This window comes from Aureivirga marina (genome assembly GCF_015767265.1).
Lineage (GTDB): Bacteria > Bacteroidota > Bacteroidia > Flavobacteriales > Flavobacteriaceae > Aureivirga > Aureivirga marina.
This window is the reverse complement of the sequence record NZ_JADPIB010000002.1, coordinates 186,391-212,386: the sequence shown is the minus strand read 5'-3', so window position 1 is coordinate 212,386 and position 25,996 is coordinate 186,391. Positions and strand designations below refer to the sequence as shown.

Annotated in this window: 28 protein-coding genes; 6 read left to right on the top strand and 22 right to left on the bottom strand. The window is 29.0% G+C overall.

Going from position 1 to position 25,996, the window contains the following annotated elements; translation table 11 throughout:
• The first annotated feature begins 283 nt into the window (after positions 1-283).
• The gene (locus I1A51_RS05060) at positions 284-661 is read left to right on the top strand and encodes a hypothetical protein (RefSeq protein ID WP_196891717.1); all 378 of its coding nucleotides are present in this window, start codon (positions 284-286) and stop codon (positions 659-661) included.
• A 36-nt stretch (positions 662-697) separates the two neighbouring features.
• On the opposite strand, the gene I1A51_RS05055 is transcribed toward I1A51_RS05060, so the two are convergent.
• The 8 genes from I1A51_RS05055 to rsfS all read right to left on the bottom strand — a co-directional run bounded on the left by I1A51_RS05055 (position 698) and on the right by rsfS (position 6,827).
• Positions 698-1,327 (bottom strand): YceI family protein, encoded by a 630-nt coding sequence (locus I1A51_RS05055; protein WP_196891715.1) that lies wholly within the window; start codon positions 1,325-1,327, stop codon positions 698-700.
• Between the two features lie 95 nt (positions 1,328-1,422).
• Positions 1,423-2,085 carry a hypothetical protein gene (locus tag I1A51_RS05050; protein WP_196891713.1) on the bottom strand — a complete coding sequence of 221 codons (663 nt, stop codon included), beginning with the start codon at positions 2,083-2,085 and terminating at the stop codon, positions 1,423-1,425.
• A 12-nt stretch (positions 2,086-2,097) separates the two neighbouring features.
• On the bottom strand, positions 2,098-2,364 hold the full coding sequence (locus I1A51_RS05045; RefSeq protein WP_196891711.1) for an acyl-CoA-binding protein: 267 nt from the start codon (positions 2,362-2,364) through the stop codon (positions 2,098-2,100).
• A 23-nt stretch (positions 2,365-2,387) separates the two neighbouring features.
• Positions 2,388-2,972: a phosphatidylserine decarboxylase gene (locus I1A51_RS05040; RefSeq protein WP_196891709.1), complete on the bottom strand. Its 585-nt coding sequence runs from the start codon at positions 2,970-2,972 to the stop codon at positions 2,388-2,390.
• Positions 2,973-2,975: 3 nt separating this feature from the next.
• Positions 2,976-3,764, bottom strand: coding sequence for a phosphatidate cytidylyltransferase (locus I1A51_RS05035; RefSeq protein ID WP_231373979.1), 789 nt, complete (start codon positions 3,762-3,764; stop codon positions 2,976-2,978).
• Between the two features lie 12 nt (positions 3,765-3,776).
• Positions 3,777-4,361, bottom strand: coding sequence for an LUD domain-containing protein (locus I1A51_RS05030; RefSeq protein WP_196891706.1), 585 nt, complete (start codon positions 4,359-4,361; stop codon positions 3,777-3,779).
• Positions 4,362-4,408: 47 nt separating this feature from the next.
• A complete protein-coding gene (gene ftsH, locus I1A51_RS05025) occupies positions 4,409-6,415 on the bottom strand; it encodes an ATP-dependent zinc metalloprotease FtsH (protein ID WP_196891704.1) in 2,007 nt (668 codons plus the stop codon).
• A 40-nt stretch (positions 6,416-6,455) separates the two neighbouring features.
• On the bottom strand, positions 6,456-6,827 hold the full coding sequence (gene rsfS / locus I1A51_RS05020; protein ID WP_196891698.1) for a ribosome silencing factor: 372 nt from the start codon (positions 6,825-6,827) through the stop codon (positions 6,456-6,458).
• A gap of 90 nt (positions 6,828-6,917) precedes the next feature.
• Between rsfS and I1A51_RS05015 the strand changes: the two genes are divergently transcribed.
• Positions 6,918-7,658, top strand: coding sequence for a biotin--[acetyl-CoA-carboxylase] ligase (locus I1A51_RS05015; protein ID WP_196891692.1), 741 nt, complete (start codon positions 6,918-6,920; stop codon positions 7,656-7,658).
• Between the two features lie 2 nt (positions 7,659-7,660).
• On the opposite strand, the gene yaaA is transcribed toward I1A51_RS05015, so the two are convergent.
• The 3 genes from yaaA to I1A51_RS05000 form a co-directional block, all read right to left on the bottom strand.
• Positions 7,661-8,419 (bottom strand): peroxide stress protein YaaA, encoded by a 759-nt coding sequence (gene yaaA / locus I1A51_RS05010; RefSeq protein ID WP_196891690.1) that lies wholly within the window; start codon positions 8,417-8,419, stop codon positions 7,661-7,663.
• A 66-nt stretch (positions 8,420-8,485) separates the two neighbouring features.
• Positions 8,486-8,962: a pantetheine-phosphate adenylyltransferase gene (coaD, locus tag I1A51_RS05005; RefSeq protein ID WP_196891688.1), complete on the bottom strand. Its 477-nt coding sequence runs from the start codon at positions 8,960-8,962 to the stop codon at positions 8,486-8,488.
• Positions 8,959-9,951: a D-alanine--D-alanine ligase gene (locus I1A51_RS05000; RefSeq protein WP_196891687.1), complete on the bottom strand. Its 993-nt coding sequence runs from the start codon at positions 9,949-9,951 to the stop codon at positions 8,959-8,961. Before I1A51_RS05000 ends, coaD begins: the two co-directional genes overlap by 4 nt.
• A 74-nt stretch (positions 9,952-10,025) precedes the next feature.
• Between I1A51_RS05000 and I1A51_RS04995 the strand changes: the two genes are divergently transcribed.
• Both I1A51_RS04995 and I1A51_RS04990 read left to right on the top strand, forming a co-directional pair.
• Complete coding sequence (locus I1A51_RS04995) at positions 10,026-10,646, top strand: PASTA domain-containing protein (RefSeq protein WP_196891685.1); 621 nt, start codon at positions 10,026-10,028, stop codon at positions 10,644-10,646.
• A gap of 5 nt (positions 10,647-10,651) precedes the next feature.
• Positions 10,652-11,674: an RluA family pseudouridine synthase gene (locus tag I1A51_RS04990; RefSeq protein WP_196891683.1), complete on the top strand. Its 1,023-nt coding sequence runs from the start codon at positions 10,652-10,654 to the stop codon at positions 11,672-11,674.
• An 86-nt stretch (positions 11,675-11,760) separates the two neighbouring features.
• Here the strand turns inward: I1A51_RS04990 and I1A51_RS04985 are convergent, their stop codons facing one another.
• From I1A51_RS04985 to tgt, 8 genes are all read right to left on the bottom strand, one after another.
• The gene (locus I1A51_RS04985; RefSeq protein WP_196891681.1) at positions 11,761-13,677 is read right to left on the bottom strand and encodes a DUF349 domain-containing protein; all 1,917 of its coding nucleotides are present in this window, start codon (positions 13,675-13,677) and stop codon (positions 11,761-11,763) included.
• Between the two features lie 190 nt (positions 13,678-13,867).
• Positions 13,868-14,599: a shikimate dehydrogenase family protein gene (locus I1A51_RS04980; RefSeq protein WP_196891680.1), complete on the bottom strand. Its 732-nt coding sequence runs from the start codon at positions 14,597-14,599 to the stop codon at positions 13,868-13,870.
• A gap of 1 nt (position 14,600) precedes the next feature.
• The gene (locus tag I1A51_RS04975; RefSeq protein ID WP_196891678.1) at positions 14,601-15,614 is read right to left on the bottom strand and encodes a DUF368 domain-containing protein; all 1,014 of its coding nucleotides are present in this window, start codon (positions 15,612-15,614) and stop codon (positions 14,601-14,603) included.
• A gap of 2 nt (positions 15,615-15,616) precedes the next feature.
• The gene (locus I1A51_RS04970; protein ID WP_196891677.1) at positions 15,617-16,555 is read right to left on the bottom strand and encodes a DUF368 domain-containing protein; all 939 of its coding nucleotides are present in this window, start codon (positions 16,553-16,555) and stop codon (positions 15,617-15,619) included.
• A 135-nt stretch (positions 16,556-16,690) separates the two neighbouring features.
• Positions 16,691-17,644: an acetyl-CoA carboxylase carboxyltransferase subunit alpha gene (locus tag I1A51_RS04965; protein ID WP_196891675.1), complete on the bottom strand. Its 954-nt coding sequence runs from the start codon at positions 17,642-17,644 to the stop codon at positions 16,691-16,693.
• A 48-nt stretch (positions 17,645-17,692) separates the two neighbouring features.
• The gene (locus tag I1A51_RS04960; protein WP_196891673.1) at positions 17,693-18,598 is read right to left on the bottom strand and encodes a DMT family transporter; all 906 of its coding nucleotides are present in this window, start codon (positions 18,596-18,598) and stop codon (positions 17,693-17,695) included.
• Positions 18,585-19,676, bottom strand: coding sequence for an LptF/LptG family permease (locus tag I1A51_RS04955; RefSeq protein ID WP_196891671.1), 1,092 nt, complete (start codon positions 19,674-19,676; stop codon positions 18,585-18,587). The genes I1A51_RS04960 and I1A51_RS04955 overlap by 14 nt, the downstream gene beginning before the upstream one ends.
• Positions 19,677-19,679: 3 nt before the next feature.
• Positions 19,680-20,810 (bottom strand): tRNA guanosine(34) transglycosylase Tgt, encoded by a 1,131-nt coding sequence (tgt, locus tag I1A51_RS04950; protein WP_196891670.1) that lies wholly within the window; start codon positions 20,808-20,810, stop codon positions 19,680-19,682.
• A 201-nt stretch (positions 20,811-21,011) separates the two neighbouring features.
• Here tgt and uvrA point away from each other — a divergent pair, with 201 nt between their 5' ends.
• Both uvrA and I1A51_RS04940 read left to right on the top strand, forming a co-directional pair.
• On the top strand, positions 21,012-23,840 hold the full coding sequence (uvrA, locus tag I1A51_RS04945) for an excinuclease ABC subunit UvrA (protein WP_196891668.1): 2,829 nt from the start codon (positions 21,012-21,014) through the stop codon (positions 23,838-23,840).
• 24 nt (positions 23,841-23,864) lie between these two features.
• Complete coding sequence (locus I1A51_RS04940) at positions 23,865-24,575, top strand: LOG family protein (protein WP_196891667.1); 711 nt, start codon at positions 23,865-23,867, stop codon at positions 24,573-24,575.
• A 34-nt stretch (positions 24,576-24,609) separates the two neighbouring features.
• Here I1A51_RS04940 and I1A51_RS04935 read toward each other — a convergent pair whose 3' ends face one another.
• Genes I1A51_RS04935 through I1A51_RS04925 form a run of 3 tightly spaced genes read right to left on the bottom strand, consistent with a single transcriptional unit; the run spans position 24,610 to position 25,954 of the window.
• Positions 24,610-25,047, bottom strand: coding sequence for a MarR family winged helix-turn-helix transcriptional regulator (locus tag I1A51_RS04935; RefSeq protein ID WP_196891665.1), 438 nt, complete (start codon positions 25,045-25,047; stop codon positions 24,610-24,612).
• Positions 25,048-25,055: 8 nt separating this feature from the next.
• Positions 25,056-25,586, bottom strand: a complete 531-nt coding sequence (locus tag I1A51_RS04930; RefSeq protein WP_196891663.1) for an NADPH-dependent FMN reductase — start codon at positions 25,584-25,586, stop codon at positions 25,056-25,058.
• Positions 25,583-25,954: a DoxX family protein gene (locus I1A51_RS04925; protein WP_196891661.1), complete on the bottom strand. Its 372-nt coding sequence runs from the start codon at positions 25,952-25,954 to the stop codon at positions 25,583-25,585. Before I1A51_RS04925 ends, I1A51_RS04930 begins: the two co-directional genes overlap by 4 nt.
• Positions 25,955-25,996: the final 42 nt, after the last annotated feature.

Here is a 25,996-nt window from a genome sequence, read left to right as displayed (position 1 = left end):
TTCTTAGATTGGGAAGCAAATGTATACATTAATTTAGATAAAAATTAAATAATTAAATTTTTTAAAAGTGATAAAATTATTTCATAAAAATGAAGAAGATAAAATGAAAATAATTTAAAGTAAGATAGAAATAATTATTAAATAGATATATTTTAAAATCAAGACATTACTAATTGATAAAGTAACTGTTAATATAGTCAATAGTAATACATTTAGACTTGATAATTATCATGTTTTATTCATGCGTATTTAAATATTTTTGATACCCTAAAAAGACTAACGCATGATGAAAAAAATTTTTGTAATTCTATTTATTTTAACGGGGATTTCAGCGTTTTCACAATCTAAAATTGTGGGAAAATGGGCTGGAAAAGATAAAAATGGACTACCGACAGAGTATGAATTCACTCAAGACAATAAGGTAAAAATATTACCAGATTTTCCAGAGTTTACATATACAGTTGATAATGATAAAAATCCGAAATGGATTGATTTGGTAACAACTGTAGATGGGACAGAAATGAAAGTGTATGGTTTGGTTGAATTTACTTCTGATTCAGAGATAAAGTTAGAATTTTTCTTTAATCACGATAAGCATCCAGAAAATTTCACGGAAGAAAAAGGGGAACACACAGATATTTTTATCTTGAAGAAACAATAAAAAAAGAGGCTAATTAAAGCCTCTTTTTTATGTGATTTATTTTGTAGTTGTTGAAACTTTAATTGCAACTTCTGACCATGTTTTACTAACACCATCAGCTCCTTTATGTAAATCAAAACAAGCTTTATTTAAAGCTTCTACAGCTGCTTGAGCATGCCATTTATTTAAATCTAAAGTAGCATTTAATTCAATATCTGTATCGTTTTGAGCTTTATAAGAGAAAGGAAGTTTCTCTGTCATTCCGTTCATCTTTAAATTTACAAAACCTAAAGAATCATTTTCAACAGTAATATCTCCACTTAATAATTCTGTATCTTTCATTACATTGAAGAAAAAAGTTTGAAGTTTTCCATCACGAATGCTGTCTTTACTATAGATACTTGAAATAGGAATACTGAAATGAGCTCCATTTAAAGCTTCACGTACGTTTATAGCTTTATTTTTATTTGAAATTTCAATTTCTTGAAATGTTCCAGATACAGGAAGTTTTTCAGTTGTTTTATAAGCAGTCCAAGTAAGTTTTGTTAAAGCTGGATTTAACTTTACCTCTGGAGTAGCTTTTTCTTCAACTTTTTCTTCTTTAGCTTTCTTTGTCACTTCATTTTTACAAGAAGTAAAAGCAATACCTGAAGCTACAATACATGCAAGTAATAGTTTTGTTTTCATGCTAACTGTTTAAAGTATTTGTTTGTTAATTATCTACTGTTAAATTATTGATCTAATCAAAGTTTTACAAATTTACACAGAAAAAATGTTTAAAACTATTGATCTCCACATTCTTCTGCATTTTGACCATTATCTGGTTCAACGGTGATTTCCACATCAACTTCAACTTCATTATCAATTGTACTTACACCATCTTCACCTTTATGTTCGCTGTAAGTTTTATCTAAGAAATAATCCATTGCATCTTCTGCTTCCCACACTGTAATGTCCATTACAGCACGCAATCTTAAAGTAGAATTTTGAATTGTATAAGTAAATGGTAAAACTTTTGTAATTCCATTCATTTTTAGATCGATGTAACCCTTAGACGCATCTTCTAAATAAATATCTCCACTTAAAACTTCAGTATTTTTCATGATTTTAAAAAAGTAATTTTCAATTCTAAAATCACGAAGTTCATGGTCACTAAAAATACTATTTACAGTAACTATAAAGTGAGATCCATTTACAGCAGAAAACAAATCTGTAGCATTCGCTGGATTGTAAATACAGCTTTTCGTAAATGTTCCTGATAGTGGGATTTTGTCTGTTGTTTTAAAAGAAGTCCAAGTAATTTTTTTAATTTTTGGCTTTACTAAAGCAGAATTAAAGTTACGTTGACTTGTTTTTGTTTCTTGGTTTGTTTCTTCAGCACAAGAGAGAGTAATTAATAGAAGAGGTAATAGAAAAATAATAGAGAATAGTAATTTTTTTTTCATTGTAATTTAAATTTAAAGTTTAGATATATATTTCTCAACTAAGTTGATGTATCCTAATTTAGCTTCTTCCTTTGTCAAGGTTTTTAACTGAAGCCAAGCATTAAATTTAAAAGCATTTCTTACACCTTTATTTAAGGCATCATCTTCATTATCTGCGTCTCCTTCTGTAGCTTGTTTATAATATGCATAAAACTCTAACATAACATCAGCTGGCAATTTTTTGTTTGTATTACTAGCGATTTTATAAGCTTCATTGAATTTTTTGTCTAAATCTTTCATAATTTCAAAGTGATTTTGTTTTTTTATGATAATGAAGCGATAGAGTCTTGACCTCCTTTAATTTTGCTGTTTAAATTTACATTAATTTTTGAATCAATAGGTAGATAAACATCAATTTTTCTACATTTTTTCAAAAAGCCAGCATCTTCTCCTTGCTCTACATTATCACCAGATTCATTGTACAATACGATATCTTCTGTTTTATCAAAAATAAAATATAAATCGTTAATTGTTAGGACTTTTTCATTCGTTGCTTTTTCTTTTTTTTCAATTTTTCCTGAAACAGGATATAGAAACATTCTATAATCAAAAATATTTCTTGTTACAGTAATTTTTATTTTTTTATCCTTAAAATAAGGTGATGAATTTTCTTTATCTATTGCAGTAATTTTTCCATCAAAAGGAGCAAGAAAATTGTGTGTATCTCTATGGAATCTTCTTTTTGGGATTTTATAATAATATAAAACTCCAACAAAACCGATTAAAAGAGCTAAAGCTAGCACTTTGTTATACCAAAAATGCATCACAAATTTGTCGATAATCAAAATTGCAATTCCCACAGTAAATATGGCAATAACGATAGATTTTATTCCTTCTCGATGAAACATAATTTAAAAAAGTTGTAAATAAATAAATATAAATGGAGCTGTAAAAATGATACTATCTAATCGATCTAAAAATCCTCCATGACCTGGAATAAAGTTGCTACTATCTTTGATATTAGCTTCTCTTTTGAATTTCGATTCGATTAAATCACCAATAACACCAGTAAAACTTGTAATAACTGCGATAACAATCCAATGAATTGTTGAAAGTTCTTGGTAGAAATAAGCTAAAATTATACCAGCAATAATTGTAAATACAAATCCACCTATAAAACCTTCAATTGTTTTTTTAGGTGAAACTCTTTCAAATAATTTATTCTTCCCAAAAGTTCTTCCTACTAAATAAGCAAAAGTATCATTAGACCAGATTAAGATAAAAATTCCTAAAACAATTTGAGGGACAAATCCTGAACTATTTCCATTAAAAGGAATTAAATACAAACAACTAAAAGGAATTACGATATAAACAATTGCTAAAAAATATTTTCCTAAACTTTCTTGGATATTTTTTTCTGCATATAAATGTTGAATCAAAGGAATAAAAATAGAAAGAAGGAAAATTGCTCTAAAGATGGTTGTTTCTTTTGGAAAATTAAAAATGGATGCTGTTCCGAACAAAAAAGCTATTCCTGAAACAAAAATCCATTTACTTTTTAGATGAATTAATTTTTTAAATTCATACAGACAAAATAACATTAACACGATGGTTAATGCGAAAAATGTATATTGGTTAATTAATATTAGTGAGATTAAAAGAACTACAAAAACGAGCCCTGAAATAGCTCGAATGATCATGTTATTCATATGTTAAAGGTCTTCAAATAATAACAGATAAAGATTTTTGGCATTGTTATTATTTCTTGTTAAATCATCCTCCGTATCATCGTGTAATTTATAACTTTTAATTGCACTGATATTTGAAGGGATATTGTTTTTATATTTATTTTTTATACTTGTTAAACTTTCACCACTGTTTTGTACAATTTGACTTGTTGTCGCATAGATGATAAAGTTTTTAGGTAACTTATCAATCTTATTATCTTTTAATTGATTTGAAGAAAGTAAAATACTTCCATCATGTGCAATTAATTGTTCGCAAGCGGTAAAAATTGGAGAATCCTCACGATAATCGTATTGAATTTCCAAAGAAGGAATATATTGAGCTAAATGATGATTCATACAAGTAATCGTTTCCCAATTATTCTCTTCCAAGATATTTTTTAAATTTTCTCTTACCTCATTTAAGTGTGTACAGTATATAAACTTTCCACCTTTTTCAATAAAATTATGAACAAAAAAATCATCCAAAGATAATTTTTCTTTTGGTTCTTCAGAAATATTATCTTCAGATGATGATTCTTTTGTTTTAAACAACTTTTTAAAAAAATTCATGTGATTAAGTGCTTGAATTTATTCAAAAATACTAAAAAACATTCAGATTATTCCGATTTCTCTTCTTTAGATTTAGATTCGTTATCTATTTCTGAAGAAGAACTTTCAATGATTTCTTCCGCTTTATCCTCGAAAGGACGCTTTCCAAAAATATGAACTAAATCGTCTTTGTAGATTACTTCTTTCTCAAGAAGCTTCTCAGCAAGAGCAGTTAATTTATCTTTATTATCAGTTAAGATTTGAATTGCTCTTTGGTATTGAGATTCTACAATTTTAGAAATTTCTTCATCGATTTTTTGTGCTGTTTTTTCACTATATGGTTTTGAAAATTCACTTTGACCAGATGAATCATAATAAGTGATATTTCCAATAGTATCATTTAATCCATAAATACTTACCATAGATTTTGCTTGCTTTGTAACTTTTTCTAAATCACTTAAAGCACCTGTTGAAATCTCATCAAAAATGATTTTTTCAGCAGCTCTACCAGCTAATGCAGCACACATTTCATCAAGCATTTGCTCTGTTTTTACAATCATTCTTTCTTCTGGTAAATACCATGCAGCTCCTAAAGATTGTCCTCTTGGAACAATTGTAACTTTCACTAAAGGTGCAGCATGTTTTAATAACCAACTTGCAGTTGCGTGCCCAGCTTCATGGAAAGCAATTGTTCTTTTTTCTAAAGGAGTAATAATTTTATTTTTCTTTTCAAGACCTCCAATAATTCTATCAACCGCATTCATGAAATCTTGATGGTGAACTGCTTTCTTACCATTTCTCGCAGCAATTAAAGCAGCTTCATTACATAAGTTTGCAATATCTGCTCCTGAGAATCCAGGAGTTTGTTGTGATAAGAAATCAATATCCACATCTGCATCCATTTTTAATGGCTTGATATGTACTTTGAAAATTTGTTTACGTTCATTTAAATCTGGTAAATCTACATAGATTTGACGATCGAAACGTCCAGCTCTCATTAAGGCTTTATCTAATACATCTGCACGGTTTGTTGCAGCAATTACAATTACATTTGTATCTGTTCCAAAACCGTCCATTTCCGTTAGTAACTGGTTTAATGTATTTTCTCTTTCGTCATTTCCTCCAGTAAAATTGTTTTTTCCTCTAGCTCTACCTATGGCATCAATCTCATCGATGAAAATAATTGAAGGCGATTTTTGTTGTGCTTGTTTAAATAAATCTCTAACACGAGAAGCTCCAACCCCTACAAACATTTCAACGAAATCAGATCCAGATAAAGAGAAGAAAGGTACACCCGCTTCACCAGCAACAGCTTTTGCTAATAAAGTTTTACCAGTTCCAGGAGGTCCTACTAATAAGGCTCCTTTTGGAATTTTTCCTCCTAGAGAAGTATATTTTTTAGGATTTTTTAAGAAGTCAACAATTTCAGTTACTTCCTCTTTTGCTCCTTCTAATCCAGCAACATCTTTAAAGTTTACTTTTACTTTTTGATCATTGTCGAAAAGTTTTGCTTTAGATTTTCCAATATTGAAAATCTGCCCTCCAGGACCACCAGCTCCACCACCAGACATTCTTCTCATGAAGAAAATCCATAAACCGATAATGAAAATAAAAGGTAAAAGTGTTAAAAGTGTATCAAAAATATTTGTTCTAGGCTCATTCTTAACATCGAAAGTTAAGTTATGATCCATTTTTTCTTGAGCTAATTGCTTTTCGAAGTTTTGTAAATCTCCAATGTTATATGTGTAAACTGGAGCATTTTTTCCAAAAAGACTATTGCTTTTTACTTTTTGATGTTTCTCTTTTTTAAGAGCATCTTCTTTAAGGAAAATTTCAGCTTCGTGCTTGTTGATAATCAAGATTTGCTTGATATCATTGTCTTCCAAAATTTCAGAAAACTCATTGTAAGTTAATTCTTTAGCAGTGTAAGCTCCACCACCATTGAATAATTGATACCCAATTATCAAAGCGAAAAGTATTCCGTAAATCCAAAAATAATTGAATTTTGAACCACCACCTTTCCCTTTGTTGTTAAATGGGCTGTTATCTTTTTTTTGATTGTTATCTTGGTTCATTTATACAAATTTCATTGTGTTACTTAAAAATAATTAAATTCTAGTAATTTGTCGGAATATTTGTGATTTTTGCATCGCCCCATAAATTCTCTAAATCATAGAATTCTCTTGTTTGTTTCTGGAAAACATGAACTACAAGATTTACATAGTCCATAAGAATCCACTCGGCATTTTGTTCTCCTTCCACATGCCAAGGTTTATCTTTTAATTGTTTACTTACTATTTTTTGGATTGAACCTGAGATTGCATTCACATGCGTATTTGAAGTACCACTACAAATGATAAAGTAGTCGCAAACTGTATTTTCAATATCTCGTAAATCTAATAGCTGAATATCTTCTCCTTTAACCTCTTCGATTCCTTTTAAAATCACAGCAATAAGTTCGTCCGTACTAATATTATCTTTAACCATTAAAAATTATTTAGTTTTTTTGCAAAGTTATTGTTTTTTTATGAGTATTTCACCCTAAGTTAATAACTTAGTTTTTCTGAATGTAAAGTTATGAATATAATCAAACTTAATGCCATTGATTCTACTAACATTTTTCTTAAAAATTTGTGTCAGTCGGATAATTTGAAAAATTTTACAACCGTTGTTGCAGAACATCAATATGCTGGAAAAGGGCAGATGGGAACTACTTGGTCTGTTGAAGAAGGTAAAAACTTGACCTTTAGTGTTTATGTGGATTTTTCTAATGAAATTATAAAGCATCCTTTTTTAATTAGTAAAGCAATTGCGTTGGCAGTATCTGACACAATTTCACAACATTGTAAATTAAAAAATAAGATAAAATGGCCAAACGACATTTTGTCACAAAAGAAAAAAATTGCTGGGATTTTAATCGAAAATATTTTTCGTCAAGGAAAAATCCACGCCAGTATAATTGGAATTGGTTTAAATGTCAATCAAAAAGTATTTAATCCTGACTTAAAACATGCTTCTTCTCTAAGTATTTTATTAAAAAAAGAAAAATTAGATAAAGATATTTTGTTGGAAAAAATTCTTCTAAATATTGAAAAAAGAATACATCAGATTTACCAAGGAAAAGATGAAAAAATCACAAAAGATTATTTAAAATCTCTATATCACCTAGGAAAACCTTCGATGTTTTATTCTGATGAAACTTATTTTATGGGAAAAATTGTAGGAATTACGGAGGATGGAATTTTGCAAATAGAGAAAGAAGACGAAAAAGTGTACGAATTTGAATTAAAGCAAATCAAATTCGCACAATTTGTCTAATATTATTTTGTGAAAACAAATTCTTTATCTGAAGATAAGTTTTCATCATATGCATAACCTCCTTCGTTAAAGTTTTTAATATCACAAGGTTGTTCTACATGATTTTCAATGATATATCGAACCATCATTCCTCTTGCTTTTTTAGCATTAAAACTAATTACTTTTAGTTTTCCGTTTTTATAATCTTTAAAAACAGGAGTAATGATGTCAACTTTTAATTCTTTTGGTTTAATTGCTTTAAAATATTCATTGCTTGCCAAATTGATTAAAACATCACCATCATTTAATTCATGATTTAAAGCCTCTGTGATGTAATTTCCCCAGAAATCGTAAAGATTTTTATGAGAACCAACTTCTAGTTTTGTTCCCATTTCCAAACGATAAGGTTGGATTAAATCAAATGGTTTTAAAATTCCGTATAATCCAGAAAGAATTCGAACTTTATCTTGAAGCATCGGAATTTTAGTTGTTGCAATAGAATATGCATCTAATCCTTGATACACATCACCTTTGAAAGCATATAAAGCTTGACGCGAATTTTCAAGTGTAAAAGGATAAGACCAATCCTGATTTCTTTGCCAGTTTAAATCGGCAAGCTTATCAGAAATATTCATTAATTCTGAAAGTTCTTTAGGACTTTTTTGTTTTAAAGTATTTTGTATCCTTTCAGATTTTTGTATAAAAATTGGATCCGAAAAGAAATCTGAGGGAGTTTCCGTTTCGAAATCTAATGACTTGGCTGGAGATATTACGATTTTCATGGTTACATTCTTTTAGTTATCCTTAAAAGATAAGAAAAATACTTTGGCTTAAAATTCTAAAAAATGTTAAATATTTTTCTTTGCTTTTAATGTTTTTGTAATGATTTCAGGTGTAAATAATTCTACATTTCCACCATTTTTAATCAAGTCACGAACGATACTTGAACTGATAAATGAAGTTTCTGCACTTGTTAGTAAAAATACGGTTTCTATCCCCGATAATTTTCGATTTGTTTGTGCAATTCCTTTTTCAAATTCAAAATCTGCGGGATTTCTTAAACCTCTTAATAAAAAGCCGGCATTTTCTTCTTTGCAAAAATCAATAGTTAGGCCTTCGTAAGTTTTTACGCTAACTGAGGGAAATTCTTTAAAGGCTTCTTCGATGAACATTTTTCGTTCTTCTAAAGAAAACATATATTTTTTTGTAGAATTTGTTCCAATTGCTATGATAATTTCATCAAAAAGTGGAACAGCTCTTTTGATTACATCTACATGTCCAACAGTGATTGGATCAAAAGATCCAGGGAAAATTGCCTTTCTCATTTTTTAGGGTTTAAGTTCATTTCAATTGCATTTCCAAATAAATCTTCTAAAGAAATTCCTGCATGATTTGCTTGCTGTGGTAAAATACTTTCCGCTGTAAGACCTGGAACAGTATTCATTTCTAAGAAAAATGGTTCTTCATTCACTAAAATAAATTCAGAACGTGAAAAACCTTTCATGTTTAAAATTTGATATGCTTTTTTTGCTATTTCAGCAGTTTCATCTTCTACTTCTTTTGAAATTCTAGCTGGTGTAATTTCTTGAGATTTTCCAAGATATTTAGCTTCATAATCAAAGAAATCATTTTCTGAAACAATTTCTGTAAAAGGAAGAACTTTTACTTTTCCTTCATATTCGATAACACCAACTGAAACTTCAATTCCGTCTAAAAATGCTTCAACAATTACTTCATTATCTTCTTTAAAAGCAATATTTAAAGCATTTTGCATTTCTTCTTTTTTCGTTACTTTAGAAATTCCAAAACTGGATCCAGCTCTATTTGGTTTTACAAAACAAGGCAAATCAACTTTTTCGATAATTTCATCTATAGAGTAAGAATCATTTTCATAAACATAATAAGAATTTGCAGTTTTAATTCCATGTGCTTTTACAACTGAAAGCGTATCTCTTTTATTAAAAGTTAATGCCATTTGATAAAATGGAGCAGAAGTATGTGGAATATTTAAAAGTTCTAAATAAGCTAAAATTTTTCCATCTTCTCCTGGTGTTCCATGAATTGCATTGAAAACGACATTAAAATTGATTTTTTCACCATTTAATTCAAAAGAAAAATCATCTTTATTAATCGGAAATTCAACATCATCTACAACAGCGACCCATTTTTCTTTTAATATATGAACTTTATAAATGTTAAATTTTTCTTTATTTAAATTTTTAGAAACAACATCGCCACTTTTTAGAGATATTTGATATTCAGAAGAATAGCCTCCCATAATGATTGCAACATTGATTTTTTTGTCCTTTTGCATTGTATTTCAGAATTTTTTAAAATAATTCAAAGCATAAAAATACGTTTTATATCTTTGCTGAAAATAAAAATTATATGAGTTTAGTAAATTTTTTAAAATCGAAAACTTTTTTTAAACACCTAGCAATTGCAATTGTAGGTATTATTTTGTTGATTTTTATTATGTTAAAGTGGTTGAATATCACTACAAATCATGATCAAAAAATTCAAGTACCAAATCTTGAGAAAAAATCATTAGAAGAAGCTGAAAAACTATTGGCAGATAAAAATTTAAGATATGTAATTCGTGATACAGCGAATTATAATCCAAAATTTCCACCATATTCCGTTATTGAACAATCTCCTGAAGCATATGATAATGTAAAAGAAAATAGACAAATTTATCTTACTGTAAATCCATCAGGTTACCGAAGTGTGAAATTGCCTAAAATTACAAGTATTTCAAAACGAAATGCATTAGCGATTTTGAATGCAGTTGGAATAAAAATAGGAGATAAGCCAGTTTATGTAAATGACATTGCAAAAGATGTTGTAAGAGGAGCTTTTTATGAAGGAAAACCAATTGAAGAAGGAGATTTAATTCCAAAATATTCTACAATTGAATTAAAATTAGGAAATGGTTTAGCCAATCAGAGAGCTAAAAAAGACAATGAAACTTCAGATACAGAAACTGAAGAAGTTCAAAATGAACAATAATTTAGATGAGTAAAATAGAAGAAATAGATAACGACGAATTATACGAACATTATAGGTTTGAAGCCGCAGAAGGGCAAGATCCTTTGCGTGTAGATAAATATTTAATGAATTTTATTGAAAATGCAACGAGAAATAAAATTCAACAAGCTGCAAAAGCTGGAAATGTTTTAGTGAATGATGTTCCTGTAAAATCAAATTATAAAGTAAAACCTCATGATGTGGTTCGCGTGGTTTTATCGCATCCGCCACATGAGAATTTATTAGTTGCTGAAGATATTCCTGTTAATATTGTTTATGAAGATGATAGTCTTTTAGTTGTAAACAAACCAGCGGGAATGGTTGTGCATCCAGGTCATGGAAATTATAGCGGAACTTTAGTGAATGGATTAATTCATCATATTGAAAATTTACCTACAAATAGCAATGAACGTCCAGGTTTAGTTCATAGAATTGATAAGGATACAAGTGGATTATTAGTTGTTGCAAAGACCGAATTTGCAATGGCACATTTGGCAAAGCAATTCTTTGATAAAACTACAGAAAGAGTTTATTATGCTTTAGTTTGGGGTAATATTGAGGAAGATTCAGGGACTATTGAAGGACATATTGGAAGAAGTTTAAAAAATAGACTTCAAATGTCTGTTTTTCCTGATGGAGAATTTGGTAAACCTGCCATTACGCATTATAAAGTTATTGAAAGATTGACATATGTAACTTTAGTAGAATGTCGTTTAGAAACAGGAAGAACACACCAAATTAGAGCGCATTTTAAATATATTGGACATACACTTTTTAATGATGAAAGATATGGAGGAGATGCAATTTTAAAAGGAACAACTTTTACAAAATATAAGCAATTTGTAGAAAATTGTTTTAAAATTTTACCAAGACAAGCACTTCATGCAAAAACTTTAGGATTTATTCATCCAGAAACTGGAGAAAAAATGCAATTTAATTCTGAAATTCCAGAAGATATCCAAGCTTGTTTAGAAAAATGGAGAACTTATACAGTTAATCAAAGAGATTAAATTAATTGTAATAATCATAAAATAAAAAAGAGTTAATTCAATTAATTGAATTAACTCTTTTTTTTATGTTTTAAAACTAACAAATATTAGTAGTCTAAGGTTCTAATATATGCCAATTTACTTTTCCAAATTTTTAAATGATCTTGGTGTTTAGCAATGTTTCTTCTTACATTTTTGATAAGAGGATTGTCTTCTGAAACATTTGAAATGAAATTGATGTTATTCTCTAATTGTTGAATTTCTTTAGTTATTTCATCAATACGTTTTCTAACAAACATGATTTCATTATTTAGTTTTCTAGTATCATTTTGTTCTAAATAACTATCCACTAAATTTCTAAATTTCACCATTTCAAATTCATTTCTATCTTCAGAAATTTCATTGAAAACTTTATCTAGAACTTTATTAAATTTAATATCAATATGACGTAAGTTTTGAGGAACTTTTCCGAAAGTTCTCCAGTCATTAATAAATTCTTTTGCTCTGTCTAAAGTGATTTTTTCAGAAGCAGCAATTTCTGCTTTAATTTTTTCTAAGTATTCTTTTTTCTTATTAAATACTTCTAATTGCTTCTTATTATCTTCGTCTTGATTTTCTCTTAATCTATTGAAGAAATGATTACAAGCATCTTTAAAATCTTTCCAAATCTTATCAGAATGTTTTCTCGGAACATGTCCAATTTTCTTCCAATCAGATTGAATTTTCTTTAATTTTTCAGTTGTAGATTGCCAATCTTCGCTATCTTTTAATGCAACTGCTTCTTCAATTAAAGCTAATTTCTTTGTAAGATTTTCTTGTTGCTCTGATTTGATATTTTTATAGAAAAGATTTTTAGAATGATTGAAGCTTCTTGTCGCTTCTTTAAATAAATTCCAAATCTCTTCATTTCTCGCTTTAGGAACACTTCCAATTTTAAAGAAATCTTCTCTTAAAGCTTCTAATTTTTGAATATTCTCTTGCCAATCAGAATGTGAACTTGGATTTTCAGAAGCTAATTCTTTAATTTTTCCAATTACTTCTAATTTTTTATCAATATTTTCTTCAAAAGATTGTTTTAAGTTTTTATAATATTCATGTCTTTTATCATGAATACCTTTTGTGATATTACTGAATTCTTGCCAGATTTCCTCTCTGTGTTCTCTAGAAACAGGTCCGATATCTTCTTTCCAAACTCTATGTAATTCTTGTAAACCTTTAAAAGCTTCATTGATATCATCTAATTCAGATAACCCTTTTGCTTTTTCAATTAACTTTCTTTTTTCTTCTAAATTATGCTTAAAATCTAAATCTCTTAAATCATTACTAATGTGAAGTAAATCATAGAATCTTTCTACATGGAAATGATATGTTTGCCAAGTATTGTTATACTTATCTTTTGGAACAGGTCCAATCGACTTCCATTTTTCTTGAATTTTCTGGAAATCATTAAACATATTTTTTTCTCCGTGTGCTTCTTCAACTAAGTTTTTCAACTCTTCAATAGTTTCTAAACGAAGTTTTAAATTGTCGTTTAATCTTTTTTCTATTGCTTGGTAATGTGCATCTCTTTTTTCTCTATAAGATCCCATTGCAACATTGAAATTCATTTTCAACGGACTAGAATAGTGAAAGTCTATAATATTTCCACCTTCCGCAAGAAATTGTTTCTTTTTTTCCTCAAGTAAAGCACCGAACTTAGAATTAAACGAATTTTTGATAGCATTTACATGCTTACTAATCATTTGGACAGGATGATTCTTCACAAGCTTTTCCAATGCATCAACAAGCTGCTCAAGTGACATTGCATCATAATCTTGCATTTCGATTTCCTGCTTTTCTTCTGTATCTTGTGCTTCTTCAGCTAATTTTTCACTTATTTCTTCAACTGCTGCATTTGTTGGCACTTCTGCCTCAGATACGTTTTCTTGTACTTGTTCGCTGTTCATCATAGTATTTTCCTGGTCTTTTTCTTGTGAAGTATTATCTACCTCATTTGATAAGTTATCATTTTTTTCGTCTAACATTTTATATAATGTTTAAGTTCCTTTATTTCAAATATTGTTTATAAGATAACAATAGCTTCGAAATTAACAAAAATATCTTATATCGAAAGAAATTTTTTCAATTTATCTATTTTTTAATAATTAATGATTTGTTATCCTTTATTTTAAAATTTATTTATCATTTCTTTTTAATTTACAAAGCAATTTTCTTTTATAAATTCCAAATTTCCCATGATTTTTCTGCCTGTAAAACAAGCATTTCATATCCGTTTTTTATTGTAGAATGTTTCTTTTTTCCTTCTTTTAAAAAAGCAGTTTCTTCTGGATTATAAACTAAATCATACAAAATATGATGTTCCGAAAGAAACTCATATGGTAAATCTGGTTTTGATGTTACATTTGGAAATGTCCCAATTGGAGTACAATTTATAATTATTTCGAAATCTTCCATAATTTTTTGGTCAATTTCTTTATAAGTAAAGTTATTTTCTGTTTTTGTTCTTGAAACAAATTTGTGTGAAATTCCTAATTTATTCAAAGCAAAAACAACTGCTTTTGAAGCGCCTCCAGTTCCTAAAATTAATGCTTTTTTTTGATGCTTAATTAATGGTTTTATAGAGTTTTCAAAACCATATGCATCTGTATTAAAACCATACAATTTTCCATCTTTTATTTTAATGGTATTTACAGCTCCAATTTCTTTTGAAACTTCATCTAAAACATCTAAATATGGAATAATTTCAAGTTTATATGGAATAGTAACATTACAACCAATTAGCTTTTTATTTTCTTTAATTATAGAAGGAAAAAGATTGATTTGTTCAATGTCAAAATTTCTATATTGAAAATCATTTTCGAGATGTAATTTTTCAAATTTTTCTTTAAAATAACTTCTAGAAAAAGAATAGGAAATATTTCTTCCAATTAATCCTAATAGTTTCATTTTAAGCTGTTTTTCTATTTCCTAAATAATCAATTAAAAGTACAATTCCAATTCCAATGAAAATGTAAAAAATTGCTAACCAAGTTTGTCCTTCTCCTAAATTTGGTAAAAATCGTTCGTAATTTTCTACAACAAAATTTCCTTTTGCATCAATCATTGGTTTTCCATTTTCTGTACGATAAATTTCATCTTTCCATGGCCAAACAATTCCTAAAGAACCTGTAATAAAACCGATAATTACAGAAATTACAATTCCGTGCCAACGTTTTAAGACATAACCTAAAATATGTGAAAGAGAAACCAAACCAAAAGCTGAACCAGCGGTAAAAGTTCCAGCAATTTTTAAATATTTTATCAAGTTTGGATCGTCAAAAACTTCCCAGTTTGCCATAAAAATAGCAGAAATTGCTTTGGATAAAGCATTTACAGAATCTACCAAAAGTAATACATAATTTCCTAAGAGAATTAGAATAAATGAACCAGAAAGACCAGGAAGAGTCATTCCAGAAACTCCGATAATTCCACAGAAAAATACAAACCAAAGATTGTCATTTTCTTTCGCTGGATTCATAAAACTGATTGCTATTCCAATTCCAATTCCTATTATCATGGAAATAATATTGACAACATTCCATTCTTTAAATCCTTTTCCAATATAAATAATAGAACCGATAATTAAACCAAAGAACCAGCTCCAAACATAAAGTTCAAAATGAGTGATAAAATAATCCAAAACAAGAGAAACACTAAAATAACTAAAAGTACTTCCTCCCATAATTAGAAGTAAAAAAGGAGCATTTATATATTGAAAAAAGCTCTTAAATCTTCCGCTAAGAAGTAGTTTAAGAGCTTTTCCATTAAATTTTTTAAAAGAATATATAAGTTCTTCATAAAAGCCAAGTACGAAAGAAACTGTTCCTCCAGAAACACCAGGAACTTTGTTTGCAGCTCCCATTGATAAACCTTTTATGAATAATCCAAAATAATCTAAAAATTTTCGTTCTTTTCTAGCCATGATTATGCTACTGTTGCTTCTTTTTTAATTGAAATTCTCTCTAAAATAAGAATTACTAAAAATCCTATAAAAGCCAAACCGATTGCAAAAAGTAATTGATTATCGCCTTCAAAATGAAAAGGAGAAATACTTTCCTCTAAAAATGGAACTTTTTCACCTTTTGAGTTCTCTCTCCAAGATAATACTTTTTTCCAAGGCCAAATTTTATTTAAAGAACCAATAATAAAACCAGTTAAAATTGCCAAAGTTGCATTTCGTTGGTGATTGAAACACCATTTTAAAACTCTAGAGAATGTCAGCAAACCAAAAATTGCACCAGCTCCAACGATTGCAATAATTTTAAGATTTCTTTCATGAATTGCTTCTAAAATTGGTTTATAAGCACCTAAGAGAACTAAAATAAAAGAACCAGAAATTCCTGGTAAAATCATTGCGCAAATTGCCAAAGCACCTGCAAAAAATAAAAATATAGAAGAATGAGCATCATTTGCAACAGGTTCTAAAGTCGTAATGAAATAAGCTAAAAATCCACTTAAAAGTGCAAGAATAATATTTAATACATTCCATTTTTTTACTTGTTTTCCAACGAATAAAATACTGGCTAAAACTAATCCGAAGAAAAAAGACCAAACTAAAATAGGTTTATTTTCAAGAAGCCAAGAAATTGTTTTTGCTAGAGAAACAACACTAATTCCAATTCCTAATAAAAGTGCTACAAGAAAATTACCATTTACAGCTTTCCAAGCACTTTTTATTCCTTCGTTTTTTAATGTTTTAAGTAAATCAAGATTGATGCTATTAATCGAAGAAAGTAATTCTTCATAAATTCCTGAGATAAAAGCAATCGTTCCTCCAGATACACCAGGAACGACATCAGAAGCTCCCATTGCAATTCCTTTTAAAGAAATTACAACATATTCAAAAAAAGTTCTGTTCTTCATGTATTTTTAATTGTGATGTACAAATGTACTATTTTAAACGTAGAAAAGAGAAAGTTGTAAAGTTTTGGCATAAAAAAATCGTATTAAAAGTAAAACTCTTAATACGATTTTAAATATTTTTATGAATAGTTAATATTATTCGTCGTATACACCCATTTTAGAGTATTTTTCCATTCTTTGAGCAACTAATTCTTCTTCAGATAAATCTTTTAACTCATCAAAAGCTTTTAAGATATGATCTTTTACAGAATTGTATGCTTCTTCTCTGTTATAGTGAGCTCCACCAACTGGTTCTTTGATGATTCCATCAATGATTTTCAATTCAAGCATGTCTTCAGCAGTTAATTTTAATGCTTCCGCAGCTTTTTCTTTGTGTTCCCAACTTCTCCATAAAATAGAAGAACAAGATTCTGGTGAAATAACTGTATACCATGTATTTTCCATCATGTATACTCTGTCACCAACTCCAATTCCGATTGCACCTCCAGAAGCACCTTCTCCAATAACGATTGAAATAATAGGTGTTTTTAAGCGAGCCATTTCGAAAATGTTTCTTGCAATTGCTTCCCCTTGTCCTCTTTCTTCAGCTTCTAATCCAGGAAATGCTCCAGGAGTATCTAAGAAAGTTACTACAGGAATACCGAATTTTTCAGCCATTTTCATTAGACGTAAAGCTTTACGGTATCCTTCAGGATTAGCCATTCCGAAGTTTCTATATTGACGAGTTTTTGTATTGTGTCCTTTTTGTTGTCCTATAAACATGAAGCTTTGGTCACCGATTTTACCTAAACCACCTACCATTGCTTTATCATCGCTTACATTTCTGTCACCGTGAAGTTCCATGAAAGTATCTCCTGCAAATGCATTAATGTAGTTTAATGTATATGGTCTATTAGGATGACGTGATAATTGAACTTTTTGCCATGGAGTTAAATTCTTGTAAATCTCCCCGCGAGTTTTTTCTAGTTTATCTTCAATGTTTTTGCATGTTTCAGAGACATCTACATCACTTTCTTCTCCGATTACAACACACTTTTTTAATTGATCTTCAAGTTCTTTTATAGGTAATTCAAAATCTAAATATTCCATACTTATATATTTGAGTGGAAATACAAATATAGCAACTTTGAAAAAGTATCATATACTTATTTGCTTTTTTTGTATTGCCTTTTCTTTTTGATTCTTAATAATTCCGTTTAATAAAACGACTAATATAATAATTGCAGCACCAATATAGAAAGATGCGTCCATTTTTTCTTTTTCTGGGAAAACTAAAACAGCTAAAATAATTCCGTAAACAGGTTCTAAATTAATGGTAAGCATTACAGTATAAGGAGTTAAATATTGCATCACTTTTACCGAACCGATAAAAGCGTAAGCTGTACAAAAACTACTTAAAATAAATAAATAAACCCAATCCATTACTTCTAGAGAGAAAAATTCTGCATGAAATCCTCCAGTTACACCTAGGAAAATACTTACGAATCCAACTCCTAAAAACAATTGATAAAATGAAATTAGTGAAGGATCATATTTTTTTACATATAAACCATTAATAACTGAGAATAATGCAGATAAAAATGCAGAAATTAAAGCGTAGATTATTCCAAGAGTATATTCTGTATCTAAGTTAAAAATAACATATAGACCAGAAATTACAATCATTCCAAAGAAAAGTTCAAGTGGTTGAATCCTTCTTTTGAAAAATATAGGTTCGAGTATGGAAGCAAAAAAAGCTCCTGTACTCAATGTTACTAAGACGACAGAAATATTGGAAACTTTTATAGCATGGAAAAATGTAATCCAATGAAGAGCGATTATTATTCCTCCAATTAAAAATTTAAACCAAGCTTTTTTGTCGACTTTATAATCTTTTTTCTTGATTAAAAAATAAATAAAAATAAATCCTACAGCTAAAAGCATTCGAAACCAAACTAAAGGTAGTGCTTCAAGGTTAATTAAATCTCCTAGTAAAGCTGTAAATCCCCAAATAAATACGATTAAGTGAAGATGTAGAAAGTGTTTTAAATTATTTTTTGGCATTGATATAGAGATATATTGCAACTGCTCCAAAAACAATATTTGGGAACCAAACATAGAGTAAAGAATTGGCACCAGATACTGAACCTAGAACTTCCGCGATTCTAATAAAAAATACATACGTAAACATTAATGAAATTCCAATTGCTAAATTTATTCCTGTTCCTCCACGTTTTTTTCGAGAAGAAAGCGCGACTGCAATAATAGTCAAAATATAAGAAGAAATTGGTAAACTAGTTCTCTTGTAATATTCTACAAGGTGCGTATTTAAATTTTTAATTCCTCGTTTTCTTGATTTAGCAATGAAGTCAATTAACTGTGGAGTTGTAGTTTCCATAGAAATATAATCCATTACTAATAAATCTGTGGGTTTAAAATTGAAAGTAGTATCAAATTCTTTTTTACTTTCAATTTCATCTTTTTTTGCTAATAATATCCTTTTTCTATAATTACTTAATACAAAAGTACTGTCTTCTGGTTTCCATTTTATTCTGTCTGCCAAAATTTTATACTTTAATTCATGACCTTCAAAATGTTCAAACGTAAAACCAGTTCCAGTATTATTTTGAAGGTTAAAATTCTTAATAAAAATATAATCATTATCTGATAATTGTAAAGTAGAATTTCTTACATAATTACCAGAAGTTCTCTTTTTTGTACTTCGCATATATTTATCGTTAAACTCTTCAAAAGTTTTACGACTGCTAGGTACGATAAAATGATTCATAGATAATGCGAAAATTGTAATAATCGTCGCTCCAATCATATATGGGCGAAGCAAACGAGTAAAAGAAATTTTCGCACTATTTATGGCAATAATTTCGGTATTTGACGCAAGTTTTGAAGTGAAAAGAATGACAGAAATAAATAGGGCTAATGGCATAAATGTATTAGCATAATAAATTGTAAAGTTTAAATAATAATCTTTAATTATTTCTGCTGTTGTTAAATCAGGCCATTTTAAAAATTTATCTACTTTCTGTGAAATATCAATCGCAATTGCAATTGGGATTAATATTAAAAGTGTAAATATAAAAGTACCTAAATATCTCTTTAATATATATTTGTCAATTATTTTCACTTATTATAGGCGTTTATTCATTTGTTGAACCATTCTGTTTTTCCAAGTTGTAAAATCACCAGCAATGATATGTTTTCTAGCTTCTCTTACTAACCAAAGATAAAATCCTAAATTATGAATAGAAGCAATTTGTTTTGCTAACAATTCATTTGCTGCGAATAAATGACGTAAATACGCTTTAGAATATTGTGTATCTACAAACGTAATTCCCATTTCATCAATAGGAGAGAAGTCATTTTCCCACTTTTTATTTTTAATATTAATAGATCCATGCGCTGTGAATAACATTCCATTTCTTGCATTTCTAGTTGGCATAACACAGTCAAACATATCTACACCTAAAGCGATATTTTCTAAAATATTAATTGGTGTTCCAACTCCCATTAAATATCTTGGTTTATCTTCTGGAAGAATGTCACAAACGATATCTGTCATTTCATACATTTCTTCCGCAGGTTCTCCAACAGATAATCCTCCAATTGCATTTCCTTCTGCTCCAACAGAAGCGATAAATTCCGCAGATTGTTTTCTTAAATCTTTAAACGTACTTCCTTGTACAATTGGGAAAAGCGTTTGGTTGTAATCATATTTTGGCGGAACTTTTTCTAAATGATCAATACATCTTTTTAACCAACGATGCGTCATGTGCATCGATCTTTTTGCATATCCATAATCACAAGGATAAGGTGTACATTCGTCAAAAGCCATAATAATATCAGCTCCAATCGAACGTTGAATTTCCATTACACTTTCTGGAGAGAAGAAATGATAAGAACCATCAATATGACTCTTAAATTTTACTCCTTGCTCATTAATTTTTCTTGTTCCAGAAAGAGAATATACTTGATAACCACCACTATCTGTCAAAATATTTCTATCCCAACCAATAAATTTATGCAAACCTCCAGCTTGCTCTAAAATATCCGTTTTTGGACGTAAATATAAATGATATGTATTTCCAAGAATGATATCTGGATTGATATCTTCTTTTAATTCTCTTTGATGTACTCCTTTAACAGAACCTACAGTTCCAACAGGCATAAAAATTGGTGTTTCAATTTCTCCATGATCAGTAGTTACAACTCCTGCTCTTGCCTTACTTTGCGAATCTTTAACTTTTAAATCAAACTTCATAGTGGGCAAAGATAAGAAAGATTTATATTAAAGAACATAAAATAATTTTACTTAAAAAATTAGTAGCTAAAAATAAATTATTTTACAAATTATTTAGAACTTTTTAAAAAATATAACAGAACATTAATCTTTAGAATCCTTTTCAAATAAACAGTCTTATTTACATTCATTTTTTTAAATTTGTAGTTTTCATAGAAGCCAATGTCAAAACATCAAGATATCATAGAGGTATTAGGTGCAAGAGTTCACAATTTAAAGAATGTGAATGTACAAATACCTAGAGAGAAACTTACAGTTATTACAGGTTTAAGCGGAAGCGGAAAGTCTTCACTTGCTTTCGATACTATTTACGCAGAAGGTCAAAGAAGATATGTAGAAACTTTTTCTGCATATGCTCGCCAATTTCTTGGAGGATTGGAAAGGCCAGATGTGGATAAAATTGAAGGATTATCTCCTGTTATTTCTATAGAACAAAAAACTACTAATAAAAGTCCACGTTCTACAGTTGGAACGATTACGGAAATTTATGATTTTTTACGTTTGTTATATGCTAGAGCTGGAATTGCTTATTCTTATAACACAAATGAAAAAATGGTAAGTTATAGTGAAGAGCAAATCAAAGAGCTTATTTTGGAATTATTTCAAGATAAAAAAGTAATGATTTTAGCTCCAGTAGTTCGTGCAAGAAAAGGACATTATCGTGAACTTTTTGAACAAATTGCAAAACAAGGTTTTTTGAAAGTTCGTGTGGATGGTGAAATTCGTGAAATCGAAAAAGGAATGCGATTGGATCGATATAAAATGCATGATATCGAAATTGTAATTGATCGTTTCCGAATTACTGAAACTATTGAAAAAAGACTGATTGAAGCAATTAAAGCTGCTTTATATGCTGGTGAAAATATCTTGATGGTTTTAGAAATGGATACAAATCAACCTCGATTTTTTAGTCGTGATTTAATGTGTCCAACAACAGGAATTTCTTATCCAACTCCAGAACCAAATACTTTTTCATTCAATTCTCCAAAAGGAGCTTGTCCAAATTGTAAAGGTTTAGGAATTACGAGAGAAATCAGTTTAAAGAAAATTATTCCAAACAATTCTCTTTCGATTAAAAACGGTGGAATTGCTCCAATTGGTGAAGAAAAGAAATCATGGATTTTTAAGCAATTGGCTGTAATTGGTGAAAAATATAATTTCAAACTTTCGGATCCAATAAATAAAATTCCAAAAGAAGCAATGGATATTATTTTAAATGGTGGACATGAAAAATTTGAAGTTGTTTCTAAAACAATGGGAATTACTAGAACTTTTGAAATTGATTTTGAAGGGATTAGTAATTTTATTAAAAGCCAATACGAAAATTCAGAATCTAGATCAATTACTCGTTGGGCGAAAGATTTTATGGATGAAGTTCCGTGTAAATCTTGTAATGGTCAACGTTTAAGAAAAGAATCACTTTATTTTAAAATTGATGAGAAAAATATTTCTGAAGTTGCAAAATTTGATATTTCAGATTTAAAGCTTTGGTTAGAAGATTTAGATGAGAAATTAGACGAAAAACAAAAACAAATCGCCAATGAAATTTTAAAAGAAATTAGAACTCGTGTTCAATTTTTATTAGATGTTGGTTTAGGATATTTAACTTTAAATAGAACTTCAAAATCTTTATCAGGAGGAGAAGCGCAACGAATTCGTTTGGCAACGCAAATTGGTTCACAATTAATTGGAGTTCTTTATATTTTGGATGAACCAAGTATCGGTTTACACCAAAGAGATAATCAGCGATTAATTGATTCTCTTTTAAAACTTCGTGATATTGGAAATTCTGTAATTGTGGTAGAACATGATAAAGACATGATTTTACAAGCAGATTATGTTTTGGATATCGGGCCAGGAGCTGGAACACACGGAGGTGAAATTGTAAGTGAAGGTTCTTTCCAAGAGCTTTTAGAACATGATACTTTAACTTCAGATTATTTAAGTGGAAAAAAAGAAATTTCTATCCCCAAAGAAAGAAGAGAAGGAAATGGAAAAAGCTTAAAATTAATTGGTGCAACTGGGAATAATTTAAAAGATGTTTCTGTAGAATTTCCATTAGGAAAATTAATTTGCGTAACTGGAGTTTCAGGAAGTGGAAAATCAACTTTAATCAATGAAACGCTTTATCCGATTTTAAATGAACATATTTATAATGGTGTTAAAAAACCAATGCCTTACAAGAAAATTGAAGGTTTAGAGAATATTGATAAAGTAATTGCAATTGATCAATCTCCAATTGGAAGAACACCTCGTTCTAATCCTGCAACATATACAGGAGTTTTTGGAGAAATCAGAAGTTTATTTGCAAAAACACCAGAAGCTTTAATTCGCGGATACAAACCAGGGCGTTTTTCTTTTAATGTAAAAGGAGGAAGATGTGAAACTTGCCAAGGTGGGGGAGTTCGAGTAATTGAGATGAATTTTTTACCAGATGTTCAAGTAGAATGTGAAACTTGCCAAGGGAAAAGATTTAATCATGAAACACTGGAAGTTCGTTATAAAGGAAAATCAATTTCAGATGTTTTAGATATGACAATTGACCAAGCTGTTGCGTTTTTTGAGCATATTCCGAAAATTTTTAGAAAGCTAAAGACAATAAAAGACGTTGGTTTGGGTTATATAACGTTGGGACAACAATCAACGACCCTTTCTGGAGGGGAAGCACAACGAATAAAATTAGCTTCAGAATTGTCAAAAAGAGCAACTGGAAATACTTTCTATATTTTAGATGAACCTACTACTGGATTGCATTTTGAGGACATCAGAGTTTTGATGGAAGTTCTAAATAAATTGGTGAATAAAGGAAATACTGTATTGGTAATTGAACATAACTTGGATGTGATTAAACTTGCAGATTATATTATTGATATAGGAAAAGAAGGAGGGAAAAATGGTGGAACTGTTTTAGGAACAGGAACTCCAGAAGAAATAATTAATAACCAAGAAAGTTATACCGCAAAATTTTTAAAACAAGAATTAGAAGGATAATTTTCTATAAAAATACATGAGAAGATGACAAATGATGATAGAAAAATTAGAGAAAAGTTCGAACACAAAACTTGGAACGAAATAAAAACAAATGATTCATGGTCTTTATTTAAGATTATGTCTGAATTTGTAGATGGATACGAAAAATTAAGTAAAATCGGTCCTTGTGTTAGTATTTTCGGTTCTGCTAGAACAAAAGAAGGAACTAAACATTATGAGTTAGCTGAGAAAATTGGATACGAACTTTCTAAAAATGGATATGGAGTAATTACAGGTGGAGGACCTGGAATTATGGAAGCTGGAAATAAAGGAGCGCATCGTGGAGAAGGAGTTTCTGTAGGATTAAATATTGAACTTCCTTTTGAACAACACGATAATCCATATATTGATAGAGATAAAAACTTAGAATTTGATTATTTCTTTGTGCGTAAAGTAATGTTTGTTAAATATTCGCAAGGATTTGTTGTAATGCCTGGTGGATTCGGAACTTTAGATGAGGTTTTTGAAGCGATTACTTTAATTCAAACAAAGAAAATTGGCGCTTTTCCAATTATTTTAGTGGATTCTAGTTTCTGGTCAGGAATGATGGACTGGGTGAAATCTACATTATTGGAAGAATACGGAAATATTAGTGAAAAAGATTTAGATTTAATTAAAATCGTAGATACAGAAAAAGAAGTTTTAGATGTAATTAATGATTTCTATAAGAAATATAGTTTAAAGCCAAATTTCTAAAAAATATAAAAGCTACTCATTTGAGTAGCTTTTTTTATCTTAATTTATCAAGAATTGTATTCAATATTTTTGCTTCTTCGTCTGTAATATTCATTAAGAGAGAATCATTTTCATCCATTTTACATTTATCTACCATTTCTGCACCTTTCTCCGTAATTTCTACATAAACAATTCTTCGATCTTTATCACACCGAGATCTTGTAATTAATTCTTTTGTAAAAAGCTTATCCATTAATCTTGTTGCGTTCGGTGCTCGAACAACCATTCTATCTTTAATCGTTTGAACAGTAATTGGTTTTCCTGCTCCTCTTAATATTCTTAAAATATTGTATTGTTGAGAAGTAATTTGAAAAGGCTTTAAATGCTCATTTGATTTTGTATTAATCCAATTTGCTGTATATGCAATATTAATTAGAGCTTTTACTTTTTCAGAAGGAAATTTAGATTGTATGTCTTTAGAAATATCTCCCATATTAATTTTTATAAAGAATTTTCAAAGTTACGAATTTCTTCCTCTAATACTTTTAAAAGTTCTTCATGAATAATTCTTTCTTCATTAAAATGATCATGGAAAGAAGGAAAAATAAAAGATCCACAAATTTCAGCACCAACTCTAGGGAAAAATGTTTGTCCTAATTGCATCACATTTGCCGCTCCTCTTTCTCCCGGAGAAGTACTCATTAATAACATTGGTTTTTTATTCCAAATATTATAATCTGTTCTGCTTAACCAATCCAAAGTATTTTTAAAAACAACTGTATAAGTTCCATTATGCTCTGCTAAAGAAATAATAAAACCGTCGTATGTTTTTAATTTATCACTTAATTCTTTTGCTATTTGTGGAATTCCATTTGCTTCTTCCGTATCAAAACTATAAATCGGAAGCGGATAATCATTTAAGTCTAAAATATCAATTTCATATCCATTTAAAAAAGTAGATGCATAAACTGCCAATTTTTTATTAATTGAAGCTTTACTACTACTTCCACCCAAAACTGCTATTTTTTTCATATGTTGAATTTCTTTTTATCTATAAATCTATTTAAAATATATGTACTCGCTAAAAGTAATAATCCGATTAATGCAGTTCCTTGTGCGCCATCATTAATCATTACATGAGCAAAAAATGCAAGTGTGAAGTTAAAAAATAATCCAGCATAAACCCATTCTTTTAATCGAATTCCTTTATTAATTAATAAAACAATAACGGCAATAATTTTCAAAATTGCTAATGGATAAATAATATATGTAGGATATCCTAATAACTCAAAAAATCCAGCAATCATTTCATATTTAGTAAAATACATACTTGCTGAAAACAACGGAATAATACAAAGTAAAACCGTTGAAATCCAAAAAGCGATTTTTAATTTTTTCATCATATTAGTTTTAAAGTTCTTGACAAATGTATAGAAATAAAA

Bases quoted from the DNA above. Each gene is read 5' to 3' on its own strand.
- I1A51_RS05060 (WP_196891717.1), top strand. From the start codon at position 284: ATGATGAAAAAAATTTTTGTAATTCTATTTATTTTAACGGGGATTTCA.
- I1A51_RS05055 (WP_196891715.1), bottom strand. From the start codon at position 1,327: ATGAAAACAAAACTATTACTTGCATGTATTGTAGCTTCAGGTATTGCT.
- I1A51_RS05050 (WP_196891713.1), bottom strand. From the start codon at position 2,085: ATGAAAAAAAAATTACTATTCTCTATTATTTTTCTATTACCTCTTCTA.
- I1A51_RS05045 (WP_196891711.1), bottom strand. From the start codon at position 2,364: ATGAAAGATTTAGACAAAAAATTCAATGAAGCTTATAAAATCGCTAGT.
- I1A51_RS05040 (WP_196891709.1), bottom strand. From the start codon at position 2,972: ATGTTTCATCGAGAAGGAATAAAATCTATCGTTATTGCCATATTTACT.
- I1A51_RS05035 (WP_231373979.1), bottom strand. From the start codon at position 3,764: ATGATCATTCGAGCTATTTCAGGGCTCGTTTTTGTAGTTCTTTTAATC.
- I1A51_RS05030 (WP_196891706.1), bottom strand. From the start codon at position 4,361: ATGAATTTTTTTAAAAAGTTGTTTAAAACAAAAGAATCATCATCTGAA.
- ftsH (WP_196891704.1), bottom strand. From the start codon at position 6,415: ATGAACCAAGATAACAATCAAAAAAAAGATAACAGCCCATTTAACAAC.
- rsfS (WP_196891698.1), bottom strand. From the start codon at position 6,827: ATGGTTAAAGATAATATTAGTACGGACGAACTTATTGCTGTGATTTTA.
- I1A51_RS05015 (WP_196891692.1), top strand. From the start codon at position 6,918: ATGAATATAATCAAACTTAATGCCATTGATTCTACTAACATTTTTCTT.
- yaaA (WP_196891690.1), bottom strand. From the start codon at position 8,419: ATGAAAATCGTAATATCTCCAGCCAAGTCATTAGATTTCGAAACGGAA.
- coaD (WP_196891688.1), bottom strand. From the start codon at position 8,962: ATGAGAAAGGCAATTTTCCCTGGATCTTTTGATCCAATCACTGTTGGA.
- I1A51_RS05000 (WP_196891687.1), bottom strand. From the start codon at position 9,951: ATGCAAAAGGACAAAAAAATCAATGTTGCAATCATTATGGGAGGCTAT.
- I1A51_RS04995 (WP_196891685.1), top strand. From the start codon at position 10,026: ATGAGTTTAGTAAATTTTTTAAAATCGAAAACTTTTTTTAAACACCTA.
- I1A51_RS04990 (WP_196891683.1), top strand. From the start codon at position 10,652: ATGAGTAAAATAGAAGAAATAGATAACGACGAATTATACGAACATTAT.
- I1A51_RS04985 (WP_196891681.1), bottom strand. From the start codon at position 13,677: ATGTTAGACGAAAAAAATGATAACTTATCAAATGAGGTAGATAATACT.
- I1A51_RS04980 (WP_196891680.1), bottom strand. From the start codon at position 14,599: ATGAAACTATTAGGATTAATTGGAAGAAATATTTCCTATTCTTTTTCT.
- I1A51_RS04975 (WP_196891678.1), bottom strand. From the start codon at position 15,614: ATGGCTAGAAAAGAACGAAAATTTTTAGATTATTTTGGATTATTCATA.
- I1A51_RS04970 (WP_196891677.1), bottom strand. From the start codon at position 16,555: ATGAAGAACAGAACTTTTTTTGAATATGTTGTAATTTCTTTAAAAGGA.
- I1A51_RS04965 (WP_196891675.1), bottom strand. From the start codon at position 17,644: ATGGAATATTTAGATTTTGAATTACCTATAAAAGAACTTGAAGATCAA.
- I1A51_RS04960 (WP_196891673.1), bottom strand. From the start codon at position 18,598: ATGCCAAAAAATAATTTAAAACACTTTCTACATCTTCACTTAATCGTA.
- tgt (WP_196891670.1), bottom strand. From the start codon at position 20,810: ATGAAGTTTGATTTAAAAGTTAAAGATTCGCAAAGTAAGGCAAGAGCA.
- uvrA (WP_196891668.1), top strand. From the start codon at position 21,012: ATGTCAAAACATCAAGATATCATAGAGGTATTAGGTGCAAGAGTTCAC.
- I1A51_RS04940 (WP_196891667.1), top strand. From the start codon at position 23,865: ATGACAAATGATGATAGAAAAATTAGAGAAAAGTTCGAACACAAAACT.
- I1A51_RS04935 (WP_196891665.1), bottom strand. From the start codon at position 25,047: ATGGGAGATATTTCTAAAGACATACAATCTAAATTTCCTTCTGAAAAA.
- I1A51_RS04930 (WP_196891663.1), bottom strand. From the start codon at position 25,586: ATGAAAAAAATAGCAGTTTTGGGTGGAAGTAGTAGTAAAGCTTCAATT.
- I1A51_RS04925 (WP_196891661.1), bottom strand. From the start codon at position 25,954: ATGAAAAAATTAAAAATCGCTTTTTGGATTTCAACGGTTTTACTTTGT.